Raw genomic sequence first — 25,007 nt, forward strand, 5'->3', positions numbered from 1 at the left:
GATGGGCCGGCCCCAGGGGACCCGCGGGCGGGCGGGGGCCCCGCGCCACCCCGGCCGGGGGGGCTAAGGGCCGCCGGGTGTGCGGCTGAGGGCCCCCGGCCACCACGCCGGGCGGCCGATGTCGCGCACCAACGCCGGGACGAGGAGCGACCGTACGACCAAGGTGTCCAGGAGCACGCCGAACGTGACGATGAACGCGATCTGGACCAGGAACGACAGCGGGATCACCGCAAGCGCGGCGAACGTGGCCGCGAGCACCACACCCGCCGAGGAGATCACGCCCCCGGTCGCGGTGAGCCCGCGCAGCACCCCTTCGTGGACGCCGTGGCGCAGGGACTCCTCCCTGACCCGGGACATCAGGAAGATGTTGTAGTCCACGCCGAGCGCCACCAGGAAGACGAAGCCGTACAGCGGTACGGACGGGTCGGTGCCGCCGAAGCCGAAGACGTGCTCGAAGACCAGGGCGGAAACGCCCAGCGTGGCAAGGAAGTTGAGCGCGACGGTTGCGACGAGCAGCAGCGGCATGGCCAGCGAACGGAGCAGCCCGACGAGGATCACGAGGATGATCGCCAGGACCACCGGGACGATGACCGTGCGGTCGTCCCGCGCGGTGCCCTGGGTGTCGTACTGCTGGGCCGTGTATCCGCCGGCCAGTGCATCGGCGCCGGGAACCGCGTGCACCGCGGTGCGCAGTCTGGCGACGGTGTCCTTGGCGTCATCGCTGTCCGCGGCGGCGTCCAGCGTCGCGTCGATGCGCACGCGCCCGTCCACGACGAGAGGCTCCCCGCCGCCCGGCCTGCCGGAGACGCTCGCCGGGGCGGCCGACGAGACCCCTTCGGTGTCCTCGATCGCGGCCAGCACGGGCTCCAGACGGTCGGCGTCGGCGATCACCACGGCCGGGTTGCCCGAGCCGCCGGGAAAGTGCCGGCCGAGTGTCTCCTGGGCGGCCACGGAGGAGGTCTCGTTGACGAACACCTCGTCCAGAGGAACGCCCTTGGAGGTGAGCATCGGGGCGAAGCCGGCGCAGAGCAGCAGGGCGGCGAGCGTGCACGCCCAGACCTTGCGCGGCGCCCGGTCCACCAGCTCCGCGATCCTCGTCCACACCCCGTGACCCGCCGACTCCCGCGCGGACTTAGGCTTCGCCGGCCAGTACGCGGCGCGGCCGAGCAGCACGAGGACGGCGGGCAGGAACGTGAGCGTGCTGAGCACGGCGCACACGATGCCGATGGCACCGACAGGCCCGAGAGCCCGGTTGTTGGTGAGGTCGCTCAGCAACAGCGCGAGCAGTCCGAGCGCCACGGTGGCTCCGCTCGCGACGATCGGCCCGAACGACCGCCGCAGCGCCGACCGCATCGCCTGCATACGGTCACCGCTTACGGGCAACTCCTCGCGGAAACGCGCCGTGAGCAGCAGCGCGTAGTCGGTCGCGGCGCCGATGACGAGGATCGAGAGGATGCCCTGCACCTGGCCGTCGACCCGTACGACGTCGTGGTCGGCGAGCACGTAGACGATCGCGCAGGCGAGCCCGAGGGCGAACACCGCGCCGAGGATGATCACAAGCGGCAGCAGCAGACTGCGGTAGACGAGCAGCAGGATCAACAGCACGGTGACGAGGGCGGCGGCCAGCAACAGGCCGTCGATGCCGGCGAACGCGTCGGACAGATCGGCCTGGCTCGCCGCCGGACCCGCGATCTGCGCCCGCGTGCCGGACACCTTCGCCGCGGCGGAGTCCACCTGGGCGAGCACATCCGGCAGCTTCTCCCCGAGGTCCGGCCGCAGTTGGACGATGCCCTGCATGGCTTCGCCGTCCTCGGACAGCACCGCGGGGGAGGGGCTCCCGACCGTGCCGTCCGCGCCCTTGAGCGAGGCGAGCGCCTCGGTGGCCGCAGTGCGCTGCGCATCCCCGAGCTCCTGACCCGCCTCCTTGCCGGTCCACACGACGATCGCGGGGAGCGTCTCCTCCTGCCGGAACTGGCGCTGGGCGTCCAGGACTTGAGTGGACTCGGCGTTCCGTGGCAGGAAGGCGGCCTGATCGTTGGTGGCGACGTCCCCCAGCTTGCCCGCGTACGGCCCGAGTGTGCCGCCGATGCCCAGCCAGGCGATCAGCAGGACGACGGGAACCAGCCAGCGTGCGAGCCGTGCTCCGCTGAACATGAAGATCCTCTCGAATCGAGAAAGCTCGATAAAAAACAATCTCAATGATTGAAGCATTCTCGTGCGGGCTGGTTGAGACCAGGGTGCTCCGCGCGACATCCGTGTATACGGCCGGGCCGTCGCGTTCGGATGCGGTGTGTCATCCCCTGATCCCGCCCGCATCCAAGAACCCTGGGGCAACAGAAGGATCAAGAGGAGCCCGAACGGGATACACCCGCCGGGCGGAGCGCGCGGAGGAGCACGTGAACACCGCAGACACCTCGTCGGGCCGGCGCTGCCTGGTCACCGGCGCCACGGGATACATCGGCGGTCGCCTGGTGCCCGAACTGCTCGACGCCGGGCACCGGGTGCGCTGCCTCGCCCGGACCCCGCGCAAGCTGCGCGACCACCCGTGGTCAGGGCGCGTGGAGGTCGTACGCGGCGACGTGACCGACGCGTCCGAGGTGGCCGAGGCGATGCGCGGCATCGACACCGCGTACTACCTGGTGCATGCCCTGGGAACGGGGCGCGGTTTCGAGGAGACCGACCGGGAGGCGGCCCGGATCTTCGGTGAACAGGCGCGGGCCGCGGGCGTGCGCCGGATCGTCTACCTCGGCGGACTCACCCCGGCGGGCGTCCCGGAGGCGGAACTCTCACCCCATCTGCGGTCCCGGGCGGAAGTCGGCAGGATCCTGCTCGCGTCCGGCGTGCCGACCGCGGTGCTGCGGGCCGCCGTCATCGTCGGCTCCGGATCCGCTTCGTTCGAGATGATGCGCTATCTCACCGAGCGATTGCCGGCCATGATCACACCGAAGTGGGTGCGGACCCGGATCCAGCCCATCGCCGTACGCGACGTGCTCCGCTACCTCGTCGGCTGCGCCGGTCTGCCGGCCGAGGTCCACCGCACCTTCGACATCGGCGGACCCGACGTCCTCACGTACATGGACATGATGCGCCAGTACGCGGAGATCGCCGGCCTGCCGCCGCGCCTGATCGTGCCCGTGCCCGTCCTGACTCCACGGCTGTCCAGCCACTGGGTCGGGCTTGTCACCCCGGTCCCGCGCTCGATCGCGAGACCGCTCACGGAGTCCCTGCGCCACGAAGTCGTCTGCCACGAACACGACATCGCCACCTATGTGCCGGATCTCCCGGGGCGCCCCATGCCGTTCGCCGCGGCCGTCGAACTGGCCCTGCAGAAGATCCAGGACGCCCAGGTCGCCACCCGGTGGTCCTCCGCCGCGGTCCCCGGCGCCCCGAGCGACCCACTGCCCACCGACCCCGACTGGGCGGGCGGCAGCCTCTATACGGATTGCCGTGAGCGCGGCGTGGACGTCGACCCGCACGCCTTGTGGCGCGTCATCGAGGGGGTGGGCGGCGACAACGGCTGGTACTCCTTCCCGCTCGCCTGGGCGGTGCGCGGCTGGCTCGACCGGCTCGTCGGCGGCGTGGGACTGCGCCGCGGCCGACGCGACGCGCACCACCTGCGGGTGGGCGACTCCCTCGACTTCTGGCGGGTCGAGGAGATCGAGCCCGGCCGCCTGCTCCGCCTGCGCGCCGAGATGCGGCTGCCCGGCCTCGCCTGGCTCGAAATGCACGTGGACCAGGACGCCCAGGGCCGCACCCGCTACCGCCAACGCGCCCTCTTCCACCCCCGGGGCCTGCTGGGGCACGCGTACTGGTGGAGCGTAGCCCCCTTTCACGCCGCGGTCTTCGGCGGCATGGCCCGCAACATCACGCGCGCTGCGGCGCAGCAGCCGGTGCCTGCGAACTCGCGGGAAGCTAAGAGCCCTTGAGGCCGGTGCGGGCCGCCTCGCCGGGAGGCCGGTCGCGGGCGGCGGCCAGTTCGTCGTTGAGGGCGGCGAGGAAGCGTACGGTGACGGCCAGTTCGGCATCGGTGAAGCCGGCGCGTGCTTCGGTCGCGGCGGTGGCCAGCGGGCGGAAGAAGGCGCGAGCCGTGCGCTGGGCGTCGTTCACGTAGTGCAGGTGGACGACCCGGCGATCGGCGCTGTCGCGGGAGCGCCGGACGTGTCCGGCCCGCTCGAGCCGGTCGAGGCACGCGGTGACCGCACCTGAGGTGAGGCCCAGGTGCTCGCGCAGGCGGCCCGGAGTGAGGGGTTCCTCCGCGTCGAGGATCGCGGCGAGGGCTTGTACGTCGGTCGCGTGCAGACCCTGCGCGGCGGCGAAGCCGTGGACCACCCGGTTGATCTCACCGTTCATACGGCGCAGCTGCACCGCCAAGGCGTGCAGGTCGGCGTCCGCGGGCGTGTGCTGGTCCGCATCTCCTGGCGTGTGCGGGTCCGCGTCCCCTCGCGTGTGCGGGTCCGCATCCCCTGGTGTCGCGTGCCGGGACGCATCCCCTGGCGCGTGCCGGTCCGTGTCCGTCGGCGTGGACGACGTCCGCCCGCTGCCGCGTACCGAATCCTTTGCGCTCACCACGCGTCCACCTTATCGGTGGCGGGCGTGTGGCCAGGAGGGACGGCCCACCGAAGGGGGCCGCCCGCCCCGGCGTCAGCCGTCAGGTGACCTTCACCCTTGCCGTAGCGGTGGCATCGGTACCGGAACGGCGTAGGCCGTCGCCCCCGCGCCGACCCCGCCTTCGCAGGTGTTCGGCGGCTGGGTGCCGAGCCCGCGGGTGGACGGCTTCTCGGCCGCCCAGAACATGTAGCCGAGCATGCCCGGCGTGGATCCCGCCCCGTTCGGCGCCACGTTCTGCACGTACGAACCCGTCGCGCTCTGCAGCGACCCGGCGAAGTTCGTGCACTCGGGCAGCGGTGAACGTCCGTACGCGACGTACAGGCCGCCCGTGAACTTGGCGGGCGCCAGCGGCGGCACCGGCGGCGCGAACTGCGGCTTGCCGTCCACGTGTTCCTGCCAGGCGGCGGTCGCCGCGCTCGCCGAGGGCTGGCGCGCCGGCACCATCGCGTTGGCGTAGTCGAGTACGGGCGCGTCCGTGCGCAGCCAGTCGGCGGTCGCCTTGCGGTTGACGGCGATCAGCCACCGGTCGCCGGCCGCCACGTCGATGGTGAGCCGCGCGGCCGGCTTGCTGCCGCTCGCGTCGTACGGGTGCACCGAGCGGTAGGCATCGATGAAGGCCTGCAGACCGGTGAGGTTCGGGTTGGTGTTCTGCTCGTAGTCGATCTCGATGCCGACACCGAGGCGGCTCGCCAACGCTGCCGCGTTCAGCCCGAGTCGGGTGGCGTTCTCGGCCAGTGCGGCATCCCATTCATCGGTGTACGTGATCCCGCCGATGGACAGCATCACCCGCACCCCGCGCGAGGTGAAGTACTGCACGATCTCGGGAGTCATGCCCTTGGGGACACCGTCCACGGTCGTGGCGTCGTCGGTGAGACGCAGCAGCTTCTGCGGTTCGACGAAGCTGAGCACGACGACGTTCACGGAGGGGCGTCCGTCGCCGCGGTCGATGAGCCAGTGGTTCATCGAGTCGAATCCGGCGACGGAGCGCACCCGTCCCCACGTGCAGAAGTCATCACCGCAGTGCCAGGCCCCGTAGACCTGGGGCGGCGTGCCGGCCGCGGCGGAACTCGAAGGCGCGGTCGGTATCAGGAGCGCGACGAGCAGGCCGAGGACGGCGAGGAGTCTGGGGCGGACGAGAAGGGAGCGACGGCGCATACGAACCTCCGGAGAAGAGGGAGCGAGCGACCAGACGGCGCGGGCAGCATGGCAGGTCCATACCAACCCGACAAGATGGCGCGTACGCTCCCTGCTCCCTGCTCCCTGCTCCTTCGCTCCGGTTCAGTTCACTTCAGTTCACTTCAGCTCGCGCGAATCCTTCAGGTCGCAGTTGGTGAAGGACGGTCCCCGTGTGCACAGTGCCGAGAGCTGTTCGTTGAGTTCGGCGACCTCGGGGCGATCGTTGTTGCGCATGGCGGCTTCGTGCGACTCGAACTCGATGATCGCGAGGTAGCGTCCCGACTTGTCCCGGTCCTGGAGCAGGATGCGGTGTACGGGTCCACCGGACTTCCCCTGCATCTTCTGCTCGAAGCGGTCGAGCAGCTTGCGCAGCTCGTCGAACTTCTGAGTCTCGAATTCGATGATCTGGACGAACTTCTGGCTCATGGGGGCCTCCCCCTCATGCCGTCGCGCCCCGGGCCGGAACACGCTCAGGACTCAAACAACCACCGCTCCCAGCGCGGGGCAATCGCCCGCGCACGCTTGCCGGGGCTGGTAATTCCTACGCTCCGTGGCGGCAGGCCCCGACACCGTCCTGCGGATCCTGCTCAGCCCGTCCCACCTGCTCCGACTGCCCCCTCGGATCAGCCCGACCCACGGGCTACGGCCGCCCCTTCGGATCAGCCCGCCCCACCGACCGCAGCCCGCAACTCATGCAGGCGCAGCGCCAGATGGAGCCGCAGCGCCGAGTCCGGGGAGCGCCAGTCCTCGCCGAGCAGGACCCCGATCCGGTCCAGGCGCTTGAGCAGGGTGTTGAGATGGACGTGCAAGGCGCGGGCCGTCCGGCTCAGGTTCCCGGAGTGTGCGAAATAGGCGGCCGCCGTGGTCACGAGGTCGGTGGACCGCCGTCGGTCGTACGCGAGGAGCGTGCCGAGTTCGTCCTCGAGGAACCGGCTCAGATCGCCCGTGCGGTCGGGGTCGAAGACGAGCGCGTACATCCCGTACCGCTGAGCGGCGGCCCCCCGGTCCTGTTCCCCCAGGGCCCGCAGCACCTTGATGCAGCGCTGCGCCAGCGTGAACGAACGGGCACGTTCCTGGCCCACGATCCGGTCGGCGACGACGAGGCTCGGCGCACCGAGGGTGCGGCCCAGCTCCTGGTGCAGGGCGCGGGCGGCGTCGTCCGCGTCGTCGGCGCGAAGGAGCATGGTCGCGCGTCCGAGGTATTCGCCCGCGAGCCCCGACCACCTGGCGGACAGGGGTTTGAGGTGCCGGACGATATCGCTCGCGGATCTCTCCGGGCAGTCGGCCACGACGAGGGTGTCGAGGTGGTCCACATCGACGCCCCGGGCGAGGGCCCGGTCGCGCTGGGCAGGGTGCAGGGGGGCGGGGGACATCAACTCCATGAGGAGTTCGCCGCGGACCCGCTCCTCCGCTTCGACGCGGGCTTCGCGCATGAGGATGAGCAGCCCCATGATCTGCGCGGAGCGCTCGAGCATGCGGACGTCCGCCGGCTCCGGTGGACCCTGGCGGGCCAGGGACAGGAAGCCGAAGTGGCTGCCGCCGGCGCGTACGGCCACCACACTGCGAAAGGTGCCGTCCCCGCCCCGCACCGTGGCACAACGCCCGGTGCCGCGCGCCTCCTCGCGCAGCTCCCTGGCCAAGTCCCCTTCCGCGTCCGCCCGTTGCCCTTCGGGGGAGCGGGTCGCGAGCACGTTGTCGTCCCGGTCCTGAACGGTCACGGTGCCTTGCAGATGCTCGACGAGGAGCTGAGCGATATCGCCGGGGCCGCCGCCGGTCAGCACCACGTGCGTGAGGGCTTCGTGCACGGACGCGGCCCGTTCCATCGTGGTGACCTGGTCCTCGATGGTGCGATACGCATCCGTGAGGCGCTGCAGCGAGCTGCGGGTCTGCTCGTACAGCCGGGCGTTGTTGAGGGCGACCGCGGCATGGCTGGCGAAGGCGCTGAAGAGCGCCACCTCGTCCTTCTCGAAGGGACGTTCGCTGCGGTCGGCGGCGAAGAGGGCGCCGATCGCCTCGTCGCCCACCAGGAGCGGTACGCCGAGCAGCGCCATGAGTCCCTCGCGGGGGACCAGGAGGTCGAAGGCGGGGTCGTGGGGGAGGGCTTGTGCCTCACGGTAGTTGCTCACCCAGAACGGCGCCTTCGACTCGATCACGCGCCCGCCCAGACCGAATCCCGGTGGCAGCCGGGCGGATGAGAACTCGGGCGAGATCGTTCCGGCGGACGCCCGGACGACCAGGCGCCCCTCCTCGTCGAGGAGCGACAGATAGGCGAAATCGCTGCCGATCAGCTCATGGGCGTGCCGCACGATCGACCGCAGCACCTCGTCGACCTCGCCGAGCGCGGTCAGCGAACGGGCCGTCGTGTACAGGCTGTTGAGCTCCCGCTCGCGCCGCAGCCGATAGGCGGGCAGCTCGCCATCGCCCTCGCCGTCTACGCCGCCATCGGTGCGGCCGGCGCCCGTCCCGGTGCGGCCGGCGATCTCCCCGCTGCGGCCCGGGCCTGCCCCCGTACGCCCGGAGTCAGCGCGTCCCATCGATACCCCCGCCAGGAATCAGGTGGTTGATTCTTCCACCCCGATGCCGCCATCACTGGATTTCCTTTCCATCCTACGGTCGGCGCGCGCGGCCCTAACCTCGCTCCACGACACACGGCCGTGCCGCACGATGCGGTGTCCGTGCCCGACCCCTGGGAGTGACAAGGATGTCGATTCCTGCCGACGGCGGTCTGTACGCCGTCGCGACCCGCAAGGCGATGCTGCGGCTGCTGCCTCTGCTGTGCCTCGCCTACTTCATGTCGTACGTCGACCGCACGAACATCGCGCTCGCGAAGACCCACCTGCAGGCGGATGTCGGCATCAGCGTGGCCGCGTTCGGCCTCGGCGCCGGGCTGTTCTTCCTGACGTACGCGCTCTTCGAGGTCCCCAGCAACCTGATCATGTACCGGGTCGGTCCACGGCGCTGGATCGCGCGCATCGCGCTGAGCTGGGGCGCGGTCACGGCGCTGATGATGTTCATCGCGAACGACATCACCTTCTACATCGGGCGGATGGCGCTAGGCGCGGCCGAGGCAGGCCTCTACCCGGCGATGATGTTCATGATGACCCGGTGGTTCGCGCAGAAGGACCGCGCCACCGCGATCGGGTTCATCTACCTCGCGCCCACGCTCGGTCTGCTCCTGGGCGGACCGCTCGGCGGTGCGCTGATGGAATTCGACGACCTGGCCGGATTCCACGGCTGGCAGTGGATGTTCCTGATCGAGGGCCTGATCACGATGGTGATCGGCCTGGTGGTGCTCGCCTTCCTGCCCGAAGTGCCGTCCGACGCGCGCTGGTTGCGAGCGGACGAGGCGGCGGCGCTGAGCGAGCAGGCGGACAAGGGAGCCGATCCCCGCGCCGGGCACAGCCTCAAGGGCAATCTGGGCCAGGCGTTCGGGCGGCCGTTCATCCTGCTCGTCGGGGTCATCTACTTCCTCAACCAGGTCACGATGAACGGGGTGACGTTCAACGTGCCGTCGATCATCGAGTCGTTGGACGTGAGCGGATCGTTCCTGATCGGATTGCTCAGCGGAGTCACGGGCATCGGGGGCACGATCGGCGTGCTCGTGATGCCGGCGGTCTTCCGGCGCCTCCCGCGCGAGTCCCTCACCATCGGTGTCCTGGCCGTGGCGCCCGCGGCGATCGCGGCGGTGTTCCTCGCGGTGTCGTCGCCCACCGTGCGCATCGTGCTGATCGGCGTCATGTCCGCGATCATCTTCGGCACGCTGCCGATCTTCTGGTCCGTCGCCATGGCCCGGATGTCGGGCATCGTGGCCGCCGCCGGTCTGGCCTTCATCAACACCGTCGGACTGACCGGCGGATTCGTCGGGCCGTACCTGTTCGGCCTGGCCGAGGCCGACTCCGGCGACCCGGCCTCCGGCTTCTCCATCGTGATCATCGCGTCGCTCGTCGGCGGCGCCCTCGCGGTGGCCCTGCATCGCGCGCTGCGGCACGAGGACGCCAAGTCCACCCCGGTCGCGACCCCCGTCCCCGAGCGCGACCCGGAGGTACAGGCGTGATGTTCCAGCCCGAGGAAGGATTCCCGCTGGCCGAGATCCCCGGGGCCTACGCCACCGAGCTCGGCGGCACCGTGGCGGTACGGGCCGACGCCGACGTACTGACCTGGACGGAGCTGCACCGCGGGAGCAACCGCGTCGCCCGGGGCCTGCTGGACGCCGGAGCGGCCACCGGCCGGATCGTGACCCTGCTGCTGCCCAACTCGACCGACCTGGTCCTTGCCGTGTTCGCCTGCTACAAGGCCGGTGCCACCCCGCAGGTCCTGTCCCCGAGGATGAAGCCGGCGGAACTCGAGGCGATCCTCGAACTAGGCGACCCCGCCGTGGTGGTCACCGAACAGGGCGTCGCGCGACTAGGCCGTACGACCGTCGAAGACTTGGCGGCCGGGCAGCCCGCCCATGACCTGGACGCGCCCCTCGCACCCTCGTGGAAGGCCCCGACCTCCGGCGGATCGACCGGACGCCCGAAGATCATCCTGTCCGGCCGGCCGGCGGTCACCTCCGGCTTCGATACGGGAATGTGGGGGATCGCACCGCGACAGCAGGCGCTGATCACCGCACCGCTGCACCACAACGCCCCGTTCGTCACGGCCCTTTCGACTCTCTTCCTCGGCGGCACGGTCACCCTGCTGACCCGGTTCGACGCCGAGCGGACGCTGTCCGCGATCGACGAGTACGACGTGGACTGGGTGTATCTCGTCCCCACGATGATGCGCCGCATCATGGCGCTCCCGGACGAGGTGCGCCACCAGTACGCGCTCGCTTCCCTGCGGTCGGTCTGGCACTGCGCCGAACCCTGCCCGGTCTGGCTGAAGCGGAAGTGGATCGAGTGGCTCGGTCCGGAGCGGATCTGGGAGTTGTACGGGGGCACGGAGGCCGAGGCCGGGTGCACCCTGCGCGGCGACGAATGGCTCCGGCATGTCGGCTCGGTGGGCCAGGTGACCTGGGGCGAGATGAAGCTGCTCGACCTCGACGGCGCCGAGATCACCGGTCCCGATGTCTCCGGCGAGATCTATATGCGGGTGACCCCGGGGACGGACGCCACCTACCGCTACATCGGCGCCGAACCCACCGCGCGCGACGGCTGGTCCTCGCTCGGGGACATCGGGCGCTTCGACGCCGATGGTTACCTGTATCTGCTCGACCGACGGTCGGACATGATCACCGTCGGCGGTGTCAACGTGTACCCGGCGGAGATCGAGGCCGCACTGGTCGAGCACGAACACGTCCTGACCGCGGTCGTCATCGGTCTGCCCGACGAGGACACCGGCAACCGGCTGCACGCGATCGTCCACACGCCCGAGCGGGCCGGCGTCACCGCGGACGAGATCCGTGCCTTCCTCGGCGGCCGGCTGTCCCGCCACAAGCTGCCGAAGTCGGTCGAGGTGGTCCATGACTCCTTGCGTGACGCGGCGGGCAAGGTCCGCCGTTCCGAACTGCGCGCTCAGCGCGTCACGGAGCTCGCCTGATGACCAGAGCCCACCCGATGGCCAGAGCCCACCCGACGAACAGATCCGGCTCGATGAACAGCGACCAACCGACGCCACAGCGACCAACCGACGACCACGGGAGGAACACGGCTGTGAACCCCGGAACTTCGGGCAGACGCACCCTGCGTATCGGAGGGACACTCGCCGCCGCGGCCGCGCTCCTCGCCTCTTCGATGAGCGCGCCACCGGCCGAGGCCGCCGGCGTGCGGTGCGAGGCCCTTGCAGGGACGGCTGTCCCCGCGGCCGTCATCTCGCTGCCCACCAACGGCGGCAGGGTTACATCGGCCTCGCAGGTGACGGAGACGGTCGCCGGCCGGAGCGTCACGTACTGCCGTATCGACGCGTCCCTCTTCCCCGTGGACCGCTCCGCACCCGCCATCGGGATGCGGCTCGCCCTGCCCCGGGACTGGAACGGCAGATCGATGATGTTCGGCGGCGGCGGCTTCAACGGCACCGTCCCCGATCTCCGGGCGAACGTTCCCTTCGGACCGCAGGACCGGCCCGTCCCCCTGGCGCGCGGGTACGCGATGTACGCGAGCGACTCCGGACACCAGGCGGATCCCGCCAAGCACCCCATCGCGTCCCTTGACGGCTCCTTCGCGGTGAACGACGAGGCGCTGCGGAACTTCGCCGCAGGTGACGCGCTCAAGAAGACCCACGACGCCGCCCAGTTCCTGATCCGGCAGGGGTACCGGGCCGAGCCCGCCCGCGTGTACTTCGCCGGCGGGTCGACGGGCGGACGCGAGGCCCTGGCGGTGGTCCAGCGGTGGCCGGACGCCTTCGACGGCGTCATTTCCGCGTATCCGGCTTGGAACAACCTCGCCGAAGCGCTCTATCTGGGCCACGCCACACGGCAGTTGGCGCAGCCGGGCGCGTTCCCCGGCCCCGAGAAGCAGACCCTGCTCCACGAGACCGTCATCCAGGCCTGCGACGGCCTCGACGGGCTGACGGACAAGGTCGTCTCGAATCCGGAGGCCTGCCACTTCGCCCCGGAGAAACTCCGCTGCCCCGACGGCGGCGACAGCGGCTCCTCCTGCCTCTCGGACCGTCAGATCGCCTCGGTGAGGACCATCTCCTCGCCGTGGAAGTGGCCGTACAAGGTCGCCAGCGGCGAACAGGGCTACCCCGGCTTCCCGTTCCTCTCCGGCGCCGACATGAGAACGCCGCTGCTCGGATTCGGAACGACGGCACCTTCCACGCCCATGCCACTGACGAGCGGATACGGCATGCAGTACTGGGACCAGTGGGTGAGGTACTTCCTGACGCGGGACCCCGGCCGCGACTCCCTGGCCCTCGATCCCGGGCGGCCGGGCGAGTGGCTGGACCGGATCAGCCGGCTGTCCGAGCTCCAGGACCTCAACCACGCGGACCTGCGCGCGTTCTCGCGGTCCGGCGGCAAGCTCCTGCTGCTGCACGGGGCCGCCGACGAGCTGGTCTCCCACCGCTCGACGAACGACTACTACGAGCGCGTGACCGCCACGATGGGGGAGCGGGGAACGAAGGAGTTCTCGCGCTACTACCTCGTCCCCGGCGCCAACCACGCGAACTTCGGCACCCCCGCGTTCGCCGCCGCCTGGGACTCGGTCGCCGCGCTCGAGCAGTGGTCCGAACAGAACCGGGCCCCGAACGCTCCGGTCGTGACCGACGCACGCGACGGCAGGGCCCGCCCTCTGTGCGCGTACCCCCTGTGGCCGAAGTACCGATCGGGTGACCCCGACAGCGCTGGAAGCTTCACCTGTTCCCGTTGACACCATCCGCTCGGGATCACACCGAGGCGGACTTACGCGCCGGGATGGATGCCGTGCGCGCGTGCGGCATCCAGCCAGCGTGGGAACTCCTGCACGAGCTGGTCGTAGAGCACGTCGTCCGGCACGGCGAGCGGGTCGTGACCGGCGTGGAAGAAGCCCGCGTTGTCGACAACACGCTTGTGGGGAACGGCGAGTTCGTCGAGTTTGCGCAGGAAGTCGAACTGCTTGCTGTGCGGGTCGCCGAAGCCGATGAACTGCCAGAACAGCGGCAGCTTCGCCGCCTTGCACACATAGCGTTCGGCGGCGAGCTTGTTGATCGGGCCGCCGTCCGTCTGGAAGACCACCAGGGCGGGGGCGGTGGTGCCGCTGTCGAGGTAGTGGTCGATGACGGCGTCCATGGCGAGGTGGTAGCTGGTCTTGCCCATATGCCCGAGCCGGGACACGATCTGCTCGATCCGGCCCTGGTGGCCTGCCAGTTCGATGGTCTCGACCGCGTCGATGTCGGTGGAGAAGAAGACGGTGGGCACCTGCCCGTCGTCGTCGAAATGCGCCGAGAGGCCGAGCACGCGGTCGGCGAGCGCCTGCACACTGCCGTTCTTGTAGTACGGCTTCATCGAGCCGGAGTAGTCCACCACCAGGTAGACCGCGGCCCGTTGACCGTCGAGCCCGTGCTTGGCCAGGGACACCCCGGCGCTCTTGTAGAGACTGACCAGCGCCGGTGCCGTCTCCTCCACCTTGCGCAGACTGATCGCCGCCATATGCCGCCCCCTGGCTCGCCGTTCGCTACGGATGGCGAGGCTACGGCACACTCCTGTGTCCATGCGGGCCGGATGGTGCTCACCGTGTTCTCGGCTCGCGGCTTCCGGCTCGGTTCTTCGCGATGTTTCTGATCTTCTTCGTGCTGCCTGATTCGGCGAGCAGGGCGAGTACCACCGGCGATGTCGACCTCTCGGCGAGGACGCGCTGCATCCAGTCGGTGACCTGCGCCAACTCGCCTGGTGTCGGCAGGTGACCGTCCTCGATCGACAGACGGAAGTGCCAGTCGTCGATACGCCGGCGGATGAACTCGCGGAACGCCTGCGTCCGCAACCGGTCGAGTTCCGGCAGCAGTCCGGCCGACCACTGCCGGAACTCGGCAGGGCCGGGCGCCTTCATCGCGATGCGGTCCACGAGGGCGACCACCGCCGTCTTGGAGGCCATCTCGTCGGGGTCGCGCAGGATTGTGGCCACGATCGCGCGGTCCCGTTCGCGGCTGTGCGAGGCAGCGGTCACCAAGACGACGCGTTGGTACGCGGCCGATCGGACGTGCCCGTCCGTCATGGCGTGCTCGACATCCACGTCGAGGATGGCGGCCTGCGCCAGCAGTTCGGCCACATCGGAACGCAAGGTCATCGCTTCGCCCTAGTCGGACGGCGGCAGGATCCGGGCCGCCATCGCCTCGATGAGATCGTCGAGCGGGTACGGCGCCAGCAGGTCCGGGACGGTGAGGTCGTCGACGATGAGGCCGAGCATCGCCAGGTAGAGCAGGACCACGCTGATGCGGTCGCCAGGCAGGCCGGCGCCCAGGTGAAAGCCGATGTTGGCGTCGAGCTGCGCGGTGAAGAACCGGGTGAGTTCCGCGTGCAGTTCGGGGCGCCGGGTCGCCTCCAGACGCAGCTCCATCAGAGCCAGCCAGCTGCTGCGGTCGGCGCGCATCCGGCCGAGCAACTGCTTGAGGAGTGTCGCGACCAAGTCGGCCGACGGCTTCTCGCGCATCGTGTCGGCGAGTTGGGACTCGTCGGGCGTCAGGCGCTCCTGGATCCGGGTCATGACCTGGGCCAGCAGTTCGGCGCGGTGAGCGAAGTAGTTGGTGGTCGTGCCCTTGGGCACCTGCGCTTCGGTGTCCACCGCGCGCAGCGTCAGCCCGCGCGAACCCTCGCGGGCGAGGACCTCGATGGCCGCGTCGAGGAGGGCGGTGCGGCGGGCCGCGTTCTGGCGCATCGGCTGTTCCTTCCGGAAACTCATTGACACCACTGCAAGTGCAGTACTACGTTCTAACCACTGCAAGCAGAGTACATCAGTTGCCGTGACCGCGGATACCCGCCAAGGAGTCAGATGCGAAACCAGTGCAAGTCCCAGCGGATCAACCCCCAGCAGCACGCCCGCTTCCCGCAGCCCGCCAAGCCCCGCTCCATCCCCCGCCCCCGCCCGCTGCCCAAGCCGGGCACCCGCCGCTGAAGGCAGACCACCGAAAGGACATATGACAGCCCCCATCACGCACCGCACCGAACACCACATACCCGAAGATCACCGTCCCGAGGAGGGGCCCGTGCGCAAGCTCGTCTACTTCATCGCTTCCACCCTCGACGGACAGATCGCCGGCCCCGACGGGGCCGATCCCACCAGCGGTCCGGACGCGTTCTGGCCGATCGCCGAGGACTACTGGCCGATCGCCGAGGACTACCTGGGGCACCTCGTCAGCGAGTTCCCCGAGACGCTGCCGGCCCCCGCACGCCAGGCCCTCGGTGTCACCGCCCCCGGCACGCGCTTCGACACCGTGCTCGAGGGACGCCGCACCTACCAGGTCGGCCTGGACGCCGGTCTCACCGACGCCTACCCGCACCTGCGCCACCTCGTCTTCTCCCGCACCTTGCCCGACAGCCCCGACCCCCGCGTCGAACTGGTCAGGGAGGACCCCGTCGGCAGGGTGCGGCAGCTCAAGCAGGAAGACGGCAAGGACATCTGGCTCATCGGCGGCGGCGAACTGGCCGGCGCGCTGTACGCGGAGATCGACCAGCTCATCCTCAAGCTGGGCCCGCTCACCGTCGGCGCCGGCATCCCGCTCTTCGGCACCAAGGCGTCCTTCGATCCGGCCGTGTTCACCCTCACCGACAGCAAGATCCTGGAGAGTGGCAGTGCCTTCCTCACCTACACGAAGAAGCGGTAGCCGCTGCACGAAGAAGCGATAGCCGCCCGCGCCGGTCCCGTGCGGGCGGCGGCCCCTCGGTCGTCCAGTGCGGGCGGCGTCCCCTCGGCCGTCCCGTGCGAGCGGTGGTGACTCAGTCGTCCCGTGTCCACGAGCCCAGCACCATCAGCGTCCGGGTCCCGATGACCTTGCCTGATCCGCGCAGGCGGTCGATCACCTCCTGCAGATGGTTGATGTCCCGTACGCGCATGTGGACCAGGGCGTCGAGGTCGCCGGCGATGGTGAACACCGCCTGCACCTCGGGCGCGCGCGAAGCGCTGTCGAGGATGTCCTTGACGCTGGTGGTCCCCGCGTAGCGAAGCTCCGTGAAGGCCTCGATGCCCCAGCCGAGCTTCGCGTGGTCGACCTGCACGGTGAAGCCGGTGATCACCCCGGACTCGCGCATCCGGTCGATACGGCGCTTGACCGCGGCCACGGAGAGGCCGACCGAGGGCGCCATCTCCGAGAACGTACGACGGCCGTCCGCCTGGAGCAGGCGCAGCAGTTGGTGGTCCGTCTCGTCCAACTCGTCACCCGGCATCGCATGCTCCTCTGTGCTGATCCTTCGTGGTGGCGCGCGGTCCGCGACCGTCGTCGGCGGACCGCCGTTATCCGGCATCCGACGCAATGAAATCAACCAACAGGGGCAACTTTCATGACTTCTTTGCTTCTTGTGCGTGATCGGGAGAGCGGGTCTTGCGTGCCATGGAGCCGGGTTGTGTGCTGGGGGTGTTCCCGCTCCCCGAACCCCCGCCGCCGTGGAGGACCCTGTGAGTGTTCGCAGCCGAGCCCTTTCTCTCGACGACAAGTACACGGCCACCGAGGGCCGCGCCTTGATGTCCGGGGTGCAGGCCCTGGTCCGCCTCACACTGGAACAGCGCCGTATCGACCGCGAACGCGCCCTGGACACGCGGGTGTTCGTCTCCGGCTACCAAGGGTCCCCGCTGGGCGGGGTGGACTTGGAGATGGGCCGCGCCTCCCGGTTCCTCGATGAAGCCGGCGTGGTCTTCCGGGCGGGACTGAACGAGGAGCTCGCCGCCACCGCGGTCGGCGGCACACAGCACCTCGGCCGGCTGCCGGGCGGACGGCACGAGGGTGTGACCGGGTTCTGGTACGGCAAGAACCCCGGCCTCGACCGGGCGGCGGATGCCATCCGGCACGCCACGACGGCCGGCACCGCTCCGCTGGGTGGCGCGGTCGCCTGGATCGGGGACGACCCGGACTGCAAGTCCTCGACCCTGCCCAGCAGTTGCGAGGTGCTGTGCCAGAGCCTCGGGCTGCCGCTGTTCGCACCGGGTTCGGTGCGCGAACTTATCGAGTACGGTCTGCACGCTGTCGCCCTGTCCAGGGCCGCGGGACTCTGGACGGGCTTGAAGATCGTGGCCGATGTCGCCGACTCGTCGGCCACCGTCGACCTCGCCGACCTCCACCGCAACGTCCCCGTCCCGCAGCGCCGGGTTCAGGGCGCGGCGAAGGTGCTGGTCGGCCCGGCCGCGCTGGACGCCGAAGAGGATCTCCTCACCCGCCGCCTGGCCATCGCCCGCGCCTACGCGCGCGAGCACGGCATCAACCGGATCGTCTCCTCGGCCCGGCAGGCGCGCCTCGGAGTGGTCGCCCCGGGGACCTCCTTCGCCGCCGTACGAAGGGCGCTGAGCGACCTCGGGATCGACGAGGCGGAAACGGAGCGACTCGGCATCCGTCTCATCGCGCTGGGCATGCCCTTCCCCTCGGACGCCGGGCACCTGGCCGAACTGACCGAGGGGCTCGAGCAGTTGCTGGTCGTGGAGGACAAGAGCGACTTCCTCGAAGGGCAGATCAAGCAGGCCCTGTACGGGCGGTCCGACGCACCGGTCATCGTCGGGCGACGGGACACTGCAGGGCGCACACTGCTGCCGGTGCGCGGCGCCGTGAAGGCCGATGACGTCGGCCGGGCGCTGGCCGGACTCATCGGCGCCGAGCGTCTGCCGCGGCCTTCGGCCGCCCTCGTACCGAAAAAGCGGCCGGCCGGACCGCGCCTGCTGCCGCTCGTCGCCGACCGCACACCGTTCTTCTGCTCCGGCTGCCCGCACAACCGCTCCACCCGCACCACACAGGACACGCTCGTCGGGGTGGGCATCGGATGCCACGCCATGGTCGCCCTCGACGACAGCGGCATGCGCGGCAACCTGGTCGGCCTGACGCAGATGGGCGGCGAAGGCGCACAGTGGTTCGGCCTGGCGCCCTTCACCGACGACCCGCATTTCGTGCAGAACCTGGGCGACGGCACCTTCCACCACTCCGGCTCGCTCGCCGTGCGCGCCGCCGTCGCGGCCGGTGTGACCATGACGTACAAGCTCCTCTACAACGAAGCCGTCGCCATGACCGGCGGGCAGCGCGTCGAGGGCGGACTGGACGTGCCCGCACTCACCCGGCTGCTCGTCCTCGAAGGTGTGCGGCGCATCGTGATCACCACGGACGAGCCGCGCAGCTACCGCGGGATCCGTCTGGACCGTCGGGCGAGCGTGCGTCACCGCGATGAACTCGCGGAAGTCGAAGCCGAGTTGGCGGCGGTCGACGGGGTGACGGTGCTGATCCACGACGACCGCTGCGCGGCCGAGGAGCGCAGGATGCGCAAGCGCGGCCTGCTGCCCGCGCCCGTCGCGAAGGTGGTCGTCAACGAGCGCGTCTGCGAAGGCTGCGGTGACTGCGCCGAGCAGTCGACGTGCCTGTCGGTGCAGCCCGTCGAGACCGAGTTCGGCAGCAAGACCCGTATCCACCAGCCGTCCTGCAACTCCGACCTCAGCTGCCTCAAGGGTGACTGCCCCTCCTTCCTCCTGGTCGAGCCGGGCTCCTCTGCCACCCCGTCGGCCCCGGCCCGGCTGCCGGAACCTCCCGGCGGGCTGCCCGAACCGCAGGACCGCTTCGGCGGCCGCGAAGTCCTCCTGCGCATGCCCGGCATCGGCGGCACCGGCGTCGTCACCGTCTCCCAGATCCTGCAGATGGCCGCACACCTCGACGGCCTGCACGCGGCAGGACTCGACCAGACCGGTCTGGCGCAGAAGGGCGGGCCCGTCGTCAGTGACGTACGGATAGGCAAGGATCCCGTCACCGGTTCCGTGCGGGCCTCGGGCAGTGGCGTCGACGTACTCATCGGGTTCGACCTGCTCGGCGCGGCATCCGACGCGACGCTGGCGACGTGCACCCCCGAGCGGACCACCGCCGTCGTCAACTCGGCCGTCGTCCCCACCGCCGCCATGATCACCAGGCAGGTCGCCGTGCCCGGCAGCCCGCAGGACGCGCTCGCCAAGATCGCCGCCGCCACCCGCGACACCACGCCGCCGGCCCTGGACGCCCAAGGGCTCGCCGAGCAGCTCTTCGGCGACCATATGCCGGCCAACATGCTGCTGCTCGGCGCCGCCTACCAGCACGGCTGCCTGCCCGTCAGCGCGCAGGCGATGGAACAAGCCGTCGAACTCAACGGCGCGTCCGTGGCGAAGAACCTGGCCGCGTTCCGCTGGGGACGCGCCGTGGCGCTCGACCCCGAGGCGGTACGTCGAGCCGTCGCCCCTCCGCAGCAGCCGGCCCTCAGCAGCACCCTGGAGGAAGCGGTCGCCCTGCGCGCCGACGACCTCACGGAGTACCAGAACGGCGGCTACGCCGAGCGCTACCGGCAGGCGGTGCGTGCCGTCACCGCCCTGGCCACGGACCGTGCGGGGGAGCGCCAAGGGCGCCGCGTCGCCCACGCCTTCGCCAGCTCGCTGCACCAGTTGATGGCGTACAAAGACGAGTACGAGGTGGCCCGGCTGCATCTCGACCCGGCCGAACAGGCCCGTCTCCGCGCAGAGTTCGGTGCGGACGCGCGCGTCTCGGTCCTGCTGCACCCGCCCGTGCTGCGCGCGCTGGGCATCAACCGCAAACTGCGGCTTCGGCGTACGAGCGAGCCTGCCTTCCGGTTGCTGCGGGCCGGCCGCCGACTGCGGGGCACCCCGCTGGACCCCTTCGCCCGCACCGAGGTCCGCCGCACGGAGCGGGCCCTGGTTACGCAGTACCAGCAACTGATGCGCCAGGCACTGGACCTGCTCACCCCGGACAACGCCGACGACGTCGTACGGCTGGCCGAACTGCCGCAGACCATCCGGGGATACGAGCACATCAAGATGGCCCGGGTCGAGGAGTACCGCACAAAGGCCCGGCTCGCCCTCGACGGCCTTGCGCAGACAGCGGACGGCCCTGTGCGGTGATCCGTACTCAACTGTGTCCTACGTGCCGATGGGGTCGAGCGCGGAGCCGTCGGACAGCCGCGCGCGCACGCTGACGCGCGCGTCGGGGGAGGAGATCTCGCGCGCGAGCGTGCGGCCTTGCACCGTGGCGTCCACGGCGCCGGTGACCTTGAGGGAGACGACCTCTCTGCTGCCCGCGGCGAGGAGATAGCGCCCGCCGGAGGGTGCGACCCATTGCGTGGTGGCCAGGACGTGCTGTCCGAACCGGCTGCAAGCGGCCGTTGAATCAGCCCTCCCGACCAGCGGAGCGGAGTCCGCACCCTGCGCCTTGAACTGCAGCAGTACGTGGCCGGGCCCGCTCCACGTGGTCGCCCGGGTGCAGGACCACATCGCCCGCCCGCCGCGGTCCGGCAGCGGCTGGTCGGCGAAGTCCCAGACGTTGACCGCTCGGACGCCGTCGTCGCGGAACTCGCCCAGCCGGCATGCGGTACTGGTCCAGCTGGACAGCGCGTTCGTGCTGGTGGCCTCGCGCGGCTGACGGGCAGGGGCGGCCCGCCCGGGCAGCGGCGTGTAGCTGAGGTGGGCGGGGGTGAGTCCGCCGAGATCGGTGACGAGGAAGGCGTGCTTTTCGACGATCCGGTCGGACGAGCGCAGTTGGAGGACGGGCCAGGCGTCGCAAGGGCCCTTGGCGGAGGGGCTCGCCACAGGCTCCGTGATGCCGTCCTTGCCGAAGCCCAGGGGGCGGGCCGCGGCGTTGGGGCGCAACAGGTCACGGTGCCCTGCCTCGGCGATCCAAGGCGCCAGGAGATACCGAGTGCCCTCGCGGCCGCGGTCGAGGACGGCCGCTGCCGCCGTGGTCACATCGGCGTCGTTGGCGCGGGCGGAGGCGAGCCAGGGCCCCGCGCCGCTGCTTTCGGTGTAGCGCACCAGTCGCTGTCCGTCGTGGAACACGGCCACCGTACGCTCACGCACCTCGCCGGCGTACAGCAACTGCGGTGCACCGGAGGGTGGTTGGGATGTGGTCCCGACGCTCTTGGTGACGCGCGCCGTCTTCGGCGGCGTGGCCCACGTGGCGAGGGCCCGGGTGAGCAGTTGCCTGTCGTCGGTCCGGTCGCCGCGGGGCGGCCAGGCGCTGAAGTCGACGCGTGAGGTGTCGGCCCACAGGTCGCCCGGCACGCGCACGAGTTGGTCGGGGCCCACGGCTCCGGCGGGCAGTGCGGCGGTCGGCTGCTCCCCGTCGTCACCGCCGAGCGAAGCCGCCAGGACGATGAAGACGGCCACGGCCGCCGTGACGGTCCACAGGAGTGCGTAGCGCCGGCGGCGTCGGAGCAGGTCGGTGGGCCGCGTCTGCACCGAGCAGGCATCGAATTCCTGGGAGCGCAGGAGCGTTTCGGCCGTGGGGCCCGCTGTGGCGTCCAGCCGGTGAGAGGCCCGCAGGGCTCGGTGCGGTTCTTGTACGCCCGCGGCTCCCAGCAGCTCGTTGACCTCACTGTCGGACAGCCGCTCCAGGTGCCGCAGCACGAAGGCCGCCCGGGTGGCGGCGGCGACGTGTGCCAGCGTGTTGCCGAGCGCGAGTTCCTCCGCGCCTCCCGCGCGCGGAAACAGACGCAGGCCCCACACGGCCGGAAGCCGCGTCAGGAGCGTGCGCGGCGGCGGCAGGCGTTTCGGCCAGCCGGGAGGGCGGCGCTCACAGTCCAGCGCCGCACGCAGTACGCGCGCGCGGAGTTGGTCGGCGATGGGCTGACCGCCGGCTTCGCGCTGTGCGGGGACGAACTCCGCGCGGCGAGCGCCGCGGAAGGGGCCGGTGCGCGGGAGCGCCCGCTGCACGATCCCGTGAGCGAGCAGGACGCGGCGGTGCCGGGTCAGGGTGGCGGGCAGCGTCAGGTAAGCGAGGCTCACCAGGCGGGTGTATTGATCGACCAGATGGGCTTCCGCCTGGACGACCGGGGGCGTACCACGGCGGCCGACGATGGTGCGGCGGGGGGAGTTGGGCACGGAACCTGTACGCCTTCCGAGGCTTGTCACACGACGCTTCCTTCGCTCCGCCAAACGAGTGAACGCGCATGTGGTTACAGCCAGGGTGAATGCGTCAAGTCCGCGCCCCGCTGACGAAGCGGCACCGGGACCCCCGACGGGGTGCGGAGGTACCGGTGCCGTTGGTCAGGGAGTCGGCCGGATCACCAGGGCGCCGGCGCCGGCGGCATCACCACCGGCGGACGGTCGTCGCAGGTGATGGTGTTGGGCAGCATCCAAGGCGCGAGCCAGGATCCGGCCGCCGTGCCTCCGTCGTTGCCGCCGCGGTCGGTGAGAGAGAACTCCGAACCGGTCGGCGGGAAGTTGAAGGCGCCGCAGTTGTTGACGCCGACCGCGCCGACGTTGCGGGCGTCCACGTTCTCGAAGGTCGCGGACCCCTTGACCCGGGCGCTGAGCACCGAGGTGCCGGTGCCGTCGATCCGCAGATCCTTGAAGTGGACCGCGGGGATGGCGTACTTGTCCTTCACGCTCCACTCGCTCACCAGCATGATCGCGTTGTAGGTGGAGTCGAGATAATGGTCGCCCGTGACCCGGATGTCCGCGTCGACGTCGCGGTCGAGTGCGTACAGCCAGATCGAGCCGAGACCGATCTTCCAGTTCAGTTCGTACGTGCCGGCCCGGACGGTCGTGTTGTTCGTGAACGACAGCTTCCCGGCGAAGGGTTCGGCGCCGAAACGGGACCCGGCGTGCAGGGCGCTTCCCTCGCGGACGGGGTCGGCGACCAGGTTGTGGGACACGGTGGTGTCCGTACCGCCGTAGACGGCGATGCCGTTGGCGAGGACGGGCGACTGCACGGTGTTGTGGTCGAAGGTGTTGCGGGCGTTCGCCGTCTTCTCGGACCACATCGCGAGGCCGTCGTCACCGGTGTTGCGGACGAAGGTGTGGGAGACGCTGGAGTCGGTCACGCCGGTGTGGAAGTTGAGCGCGTCGGCGATCTGGTCGACGACGATGCTGTCGCTGACGCGGAGGTTGTCCATGGGCCCGTCGAACCACAGCCCGACCTTGGTGTGCCGGATGTGCAGCCCGCGGATGGTGGAGTCGCTCATCGCGCCGCCGACGCCGTTGACCTGGTCGGTGTCGATCCGCTCTCGTACGTCGCCCTCGATGGCGAAGCCGGACAGGTGGACGCCCCGGCTGCCGCCGTCGGCGGCACTGCGGCCGTAGAACCCGACGCCGGTGTGGACCGACCCGTCCGGTGCGGGCTTGTCGAGCTGCACCTGCTTGCCCTTGAAGACGGTCCACCAGTTGCCGGCGCCCTCGATCGTCACGTCGTCCACGATGATGTGCCGGTTCACCTGGTACGTACCCGGGGGCACGTAGACCGGCAGGTCGAGGCGCTTGGCCTGGGCTATCGCCCGGTCCAGGGCGGGTGCGGAGTCCCGCCGACCGGTGGGATCGGCGCCGTGCAGGAGGACGTTGACCGCCTTGAGGCGCACATGCGGTGCGCCGACCAGTTCGGAGTCGAGCAGATCGATCACCGTCCAGTCCGCCTTGCTGCCGGCGGGGACGGTGAGCCGGACCTTGTCACCGGCCCGGTAGGTCCTGGGCAGCCGTATCCGCTGCTCGTCGTAGAAGTGCATCGGCCGGAACGGCTTCTTGATCTCCGGCGCGGGCGTGGTGGCACCGGGCACGCAGGAGCACTCGGTGATCCACCAGTCGGGGTGCAGGAGGTCGGCGCCGGGGTCGTTGGTGAACGGGTACTGGTTGTAGAGCCAGGAGTACTCCGAGGTCAGGGTCATGGTGCGGTGCGAGGTGCCGTTGACCGTGACGTCGAGGGGCGCCTTGATGCCTCCGCCGCCGGGTGCGTCGGGAATGCTGTAGCGGACCGTGATCGCGTTGGCCGCCTTGGGGAGGGTGAACTCGACGTACTCGCCGCGTTCGAGCTTGACGGCGCTGCGGCCCGAGGCCTCGGCGGGCAGTGTGTACGCCGTGCGGTCCGGGCCGATCCGCTCGCCGTCGGTGAGGGCGTTCTCCGCCTCCTGCTCCTGGAACCGGACGTTCGCGCCGCGGCCCGTGGTGAGCGCGGGGTCAAGTCCCGCTCGGGTCACGGGAGTCGGGTCGGCGGCCGAGGGCGGCTCGGCCGCCGATGAGGCGGCCGTGAGGCCCGACGTGGCCAGGACCAGGACGGTGGGGACGCTCACCGCCCCGGGTCTTCCTCTGCGGGGGCGACGGGTGGGCCGGCGGGCGGGCAGCGGCATCGGAGCGACTCGTTTCTCTGCGGCGGCCGGGGTGTGGCTGAGCTCGACGAAGCATCAGGTGCCGGGCGCAAGACGCTGGGCGAAGGTGAGGCTAGGGCGGGCGACCCCGGCCCACAAGAGGTCTGGTCGCGGAATGTCGCATCACTGACGATCAATTGCAGTGATGCATAAGGTTTTTGCGTCCATCTGGCTAGGTCGCGCAGTGCCGTGAAGCCGGAGTTCCGTCCCGGCTGTGGTCAAGACGACAGTTCTCTGCAACTCTCCAGCAAAGCGAGGGCAATTGGGCATCAGTAAAGAGCAAAGGAGCTACGGGACCCATGAGTCGCATCAGACCCGCATCAGCCGCACCACCAGGACGCGAGATCGCGTGGCGCTCCCCGCGTACATGGCGGACCCTCGCCGCAGGTCTCGTCGCCACCTTGCTCCTGCTGTGCCTGCCCGGCCTCAGCGCCGTGGCCGCCGGCGGACCCGACCTCGCCGCGGGGGAGCCCCCGGCCGCCCGCCGTGCGGAGGGGGGGGTCGGGCCCGGCCTGGGCACGGGCCGCCACCCCCGCTCGTA

The 25,007-nt window shown here is 70.4% G+C and carries 19 protein-coding genes; 8 read left to right on the forward strand and 11 right to left on the reverse strand.

What is annotated here, in order from left to right:
• Positions 1 to 63 precede the first annotated feature (63 nt).
• A complete protein-coding gene (locus JAO81_RS10665) occupies positions 64 to 2,154 on the reverse strand; it encodes an MMPL family transporter (RefSeq protein ID WP_199547539.1) in 2,091 nt (696 codons plus the stop codon).
• Positions 2,155 to 2,396: 242 nt separating this feature from the next.
• Here JAO81_RS10665 and JAO81_RS10670 point away from each other — a divergent pair, with 242 nt between their 5' ends.
• Positions 2,397 to 3,926, forward strand: a complete 1,530-nt coding sequence (locus JAO81_RS10670; protein WP_199547540.1) for an SDR family oxidoreductase — start codon at positions 2,397 to 2,399, stop codon at positions 3,924 to 3,926.
• Here the strand turns inward: JAO81_RS10670 and JAO81_RS10675 are convergent.
• From JAO81_RS10675 to JAO81_RS10690, 4 genes are all read right to left on the reverse strand, one after another.
• Positions 3,913 to 4,566, reverse strand: a complete 654-nt coding sequence (locus tag JAO81_RS10675) for a MarR family winged helix-turn-helix transcriptional regulator (RefSeq protein WP_307813286.1) — start codon at positions 4,564 to 4,566, stop codon at positions 3,913 to 3,915. The two genes, JAO81_RS10670 and JAO81_RS10675, sit on opposite strands and share 14 nt — an antisense overlap.
• A 93-nt stretch (positions 4,567 to 4,659) precedes the next feature.
• Positions 4,660 to 5,763: a hypothetical protein gene (locus JAO81_RS10680; RefSeq protein WP_199547541.1), complete on the reverse strand. Its 1,104-nt coding sequence runs from the start codon at positions 5,761 to 5,763 to the stop codon at positions 4,660 to 4,662.
• Positions 5,764 to 5,901: 138 nt separating this feature from the next.
• Positions 5,902 to 6,210, reverse strand: a complete 309-nt coding sequence (locus JAO81_RS10685) for an RNA-binding protein (RefSeq protein WP_199547542.1) — start codon at positions 6,208 to 6,210, stop codon at positions 5,902 to 5,904.
• A gap of 233 nt (positions 6,211 to 6,443) precedes the next feature.
• Positions 6,444 to 8,318 carry a GAF domain-containing protein gene (locus JAO81_RS10690; RefSeq protein ID WP_199547543.1) on the reverse strand — a complete coding sequence of 625 codons (1,875 nt, stop codon included), beginning with the start codon at positions 8,316 to 8,318 and terminating at the stop codon, positions 6,444 to 6,446.
• Positions 8,319 to 8,485: 167 nt separating this feature from the next.
• Between JAO81_RS10690 and JAO81_RS10695 the strand changes: the two genes are divergently transcribed.
• From JAO81_RS10695 to JAO81_RS10705, 3 genes are all read left to right on the forward strand, one after another.
• Positions 8,486 to 9,838, forward strand: a complete 1,353-nt coding sequence (locus tag JAO81_RS10695; protein ID WP_233415174.1) for an MFS transporter — start codon at positions 8,486 to 8,488, stop codon at positions 9,836 to 9,838.
• Entirely contained in the window at positions 9,838 to 11,304 is a 1,467-nt protein-coding gene (locus JAO81_RS10700) for an AMP-binding protein (protein ID WP_199547544.1), read from the forward strand. Before JAO81_RS10695 ends, JAO81_RS10700 begins: the two co-directional genes overlap by 1 nt.
• A 113-nt stretch (positions 11,305 to 11,417) precedes the next feature.
• Positions 11,418 to 13,073: a tannase/feruloyl esterase family alpha/beta hydrolase gene (locus JAO81_RS10705; RefSeq protein WP_307813288.1), complete on the forward strand. Its 1,656-nt coding sequence runs from the start codon at positions 11,418 to 11,420 to the stop codon at positions 13,071 to 13,073.
• 32 nt (positions 13,074 to 13,105) lie between these two features.
• Here the strand turns inward: JAO81_RS10705 and JAO81_RS10710 are convergent, their stop codons facing one another.
• The 3 genes from JAO81_RS10710 to JAO81_RS10720 form a co-directional block, all read right to left on the reverse strand.
• Positions 13,106 to 13,831, reverse strand: coding sequence for a VWA domain-containing protein (locus JAO81_RS10710; protein WP_199547545.1), 726 nt, complete (start codon positions 13,829 to 13,831; stop codon positions 13,106 to 13,108).
• Between the two features lie 79 nt (positions 13,832 to 13,910).
• Positions 13,911 to 14,465 carry a hypothetical protein gene (locus JAO81_RS10715; RefSeq protein WP_199547546.1) on the reverse strand — a complete coding sequence of 185 codons (555 nt, stop codon included), beginning with the start codon at positions 14,463 to 14,465 and terminating at the stop codon, positions 13,911 to 13,913.
• 9 nt (positions 14,466 to 14,474) lie between these two features.
• Entirely contained in the window at positions 14,475 to 15,053 is a 579-nt protein-coding gene (locus JAO81_RS10720) for a TetR/AcrR family transcriptional regulator (RefSeq protein WP_199547547.1), read from the reverse strand.
• Positions 15,054 to 15,167: 114 nt separating this feature from the next.
• Here JAO81_RS10720 and JAO81_RS43370 point away from each other — a divergent pair, with 114 nt between their 5' ends.
• Both JAO81_RS43370 and JAO81_RS10725 read left to right on the forward strand, forming a co-directional pair.
• The gene (locus JAO81_RS43370) at positions 15,168 to 15,290 is read left to right on the forward strand and encodes a hypothetical protein (protein ID WP_267913001.1); all 123 of its coding nucleotides are present in this window, start codon (positions 15,168 to 15,170) and stop codon (positions 15,288 to 15,290) included.
• Between the two features lie 91 nt (positions 15,291 to 15,381).
• On the forward strand, positions 15,382 to 15,999 hold the full coding sequence (locus tag JAO81_RS10725) for a dihydrofolate reductase family protein (protein WP_199547601.1): 618 nt from the start codon (positions 15,382 to 15,384) through the stop codon (positions 15,997 to 15,999).
• Between the two features lie 112 nt (positions 16,000 to 16,111).
• Here the strand turns inward: JAO81_RS10725 and JAO81_RS10730 are convergent, their stop codons facing one another.
• A complete protein-coding gene (locus JAO81_RS10730) occupies positions 16,112 to 16,558 on the reverse strand; it encodes an Lrp/AsnC family transcriptional regulator (RefSeq protein WP_199547548.1) in 447 nt (148 codons plus the stop codon).
• Positions 16,559 to 16,787: 229 nt separating this feature from the next.
• Between JAO81_RS10730 and JAO81_RS10735 the strand changes: the two genes are divergently transcribed.
• Entirely contained in the window at positions 16,788 to 20,237 is a 3,450-nt protein-coding gene (locus JAO81_RS10735) for an indolepyruvate ferredoxin oxidoreductase family protein (RefSeq protein WP_199547549.1), read from the forward strand.
• An 18-nt stretch (positions 20,238 to 20,255) separates the two neighbouring features.
• Here JAO81_RS10735 and JAO81_RS10740 read toward each other — a convergent pair whose 3' ends face one another.
• Both JAO81_RS10740 and JAO81_RS10745 read right to left on the reverse strand, forming a co-directional pair.
• Positions 20,256 to 22,211, reverse strand: coding sequence for a hypothetical protein (locus JAO81_RS10740; RefSeq protein WP_199547550.1), 1,956 nt, complete (start codon positions 22,209 to 22,211; stop codon positions 20,256 to 20,258).
• 182 nt (positions 22,212 to 22,393) lie between these two features.
• Entirely contained in the window at positions 22,394 to 24,448 is a 2,055-nt protein-coding gene (locus JAO81_RS10745) for a glycosyl hydrolase family 28-related protein (protein ID WP_199547551.1), read from the reverse strand.
• Positions 24,449 to 24,765: 317 nt separating this feature from the next.
• Here JAO81_RS10745 and JAO81_RS10750 point away from each other — a divergent pair.
• A partial coding sequence (locus JAO81_RS10750; RefSeq protein WP_199547552.1) for a hypothetical protein occupies positions 24,766 to 25,007 on the forward strand: 242 nt, incomplete at its 3' end.

Origin of the sequence: Streptomyces sp. N35, assembly GCF_016464295.1 — a bacterium.
In the GTDB taxonomy this organism is placed as follows: Bacteria; Actinomycetota; Actinomycetes; order Streptomycetales; family Streptomycetaceae; genus Streptomyces.

What these genes read in the sequence shown, in the direction of transcription:
- JAO81_RS10745 (WP_199547551.1), bottom strand. Translation starts at nt 24,448, where the DNA reads ATGCCGCTGCCCGCCCGCCGGCCCACCCGTCGCCCCCGCAGAGGAAGA.
- JAO81_RS10715 (WP_199547546.1), bottom strand. Translation starts at nt 14,465, where the DNA reads ATGACCTTGCGTTCCGATGTGGCCGAACTGCTGGCGCAGGCCGCCATC.
- JAO81_RS10700 (WP_199547544.1), top strand. Translation starts at nt 9,838, where the DNA reads ATGTTCCAGCCCGAGGAAGGATTCCCGCTGGCCGAGATCCCCGGGGCC.
- JAO81_RS10690 (WP_199547543.1), bottom strand. Translation starts at nt 8,318, where the DNA reads ATGGGACGCGCTGACTCCGGGCGTACGGGGGCAGGCCCGGGCCGCAGC.
- JAO81_RS10710 (WP_199547545.1), bottom strand. Translation starts at nt 13,831, where the DNA reads ATGGCGGCGATCAGTCTGCGCAAGGTGGAGGAGACGGCACCGGCGCTG.
- JAO81_RS10730 (WP_199547548.1), bottom strand. Translation starts at nt 16,558, where the DNA reads ATGCCGGGTGACGAGTTGGACGAGACGGACCACCAACTGCTGCGCCTG.
- JAO81_RS10680 (WP_199547541.1), bottom strand. Translation starts at nt 5,763, where the DNA reads ATGCGCCGTCGCTCCCTTCTCGTCCGCCCCAGACTCCTCGCCGTCCTC.
- JAO81_RS10720 (WP_199547547.1), bottom strand. Translation starts at nt 15,053, where the DNA reads ATGCGCCAGAACGCGGCCCGCCGCACCGCCCTCCTCGACGCGGCCATC.
- JAO81_RS10685 (WP_199547542.1), bottom strand. Translation starts at nt 6,210, where the DNA reads ATGAGCCAGAAGTTCGTCCAGATCATCGAATTCGAGACTCAGAAGTTC.
- JAO81_RS10665 (WP_199547539.1), bottom strand. Translation starts at nt 2,154, where the DNA reads ATGTTCAGCGGAGCACGGCTCGCACGCTGGCTGGTTCCCGTCGTCCTG.
- JAO81_RS43370 (WP_267913001.1), top strand. Translation starts at nt 15,168, where the DNA reads ATGCGAAACCAGTGCAAGTCCCAGCGGATCAACCCCCAGCAGCACGCC.
- JAO81_RS10695 (WP_233415174.1), top strand. Translation starts at nt 8,486, where the DNA reads ATGTCGATTCCTGCCGACGGCGGTCTGTACGCCGTCGCGACCCGCAAG.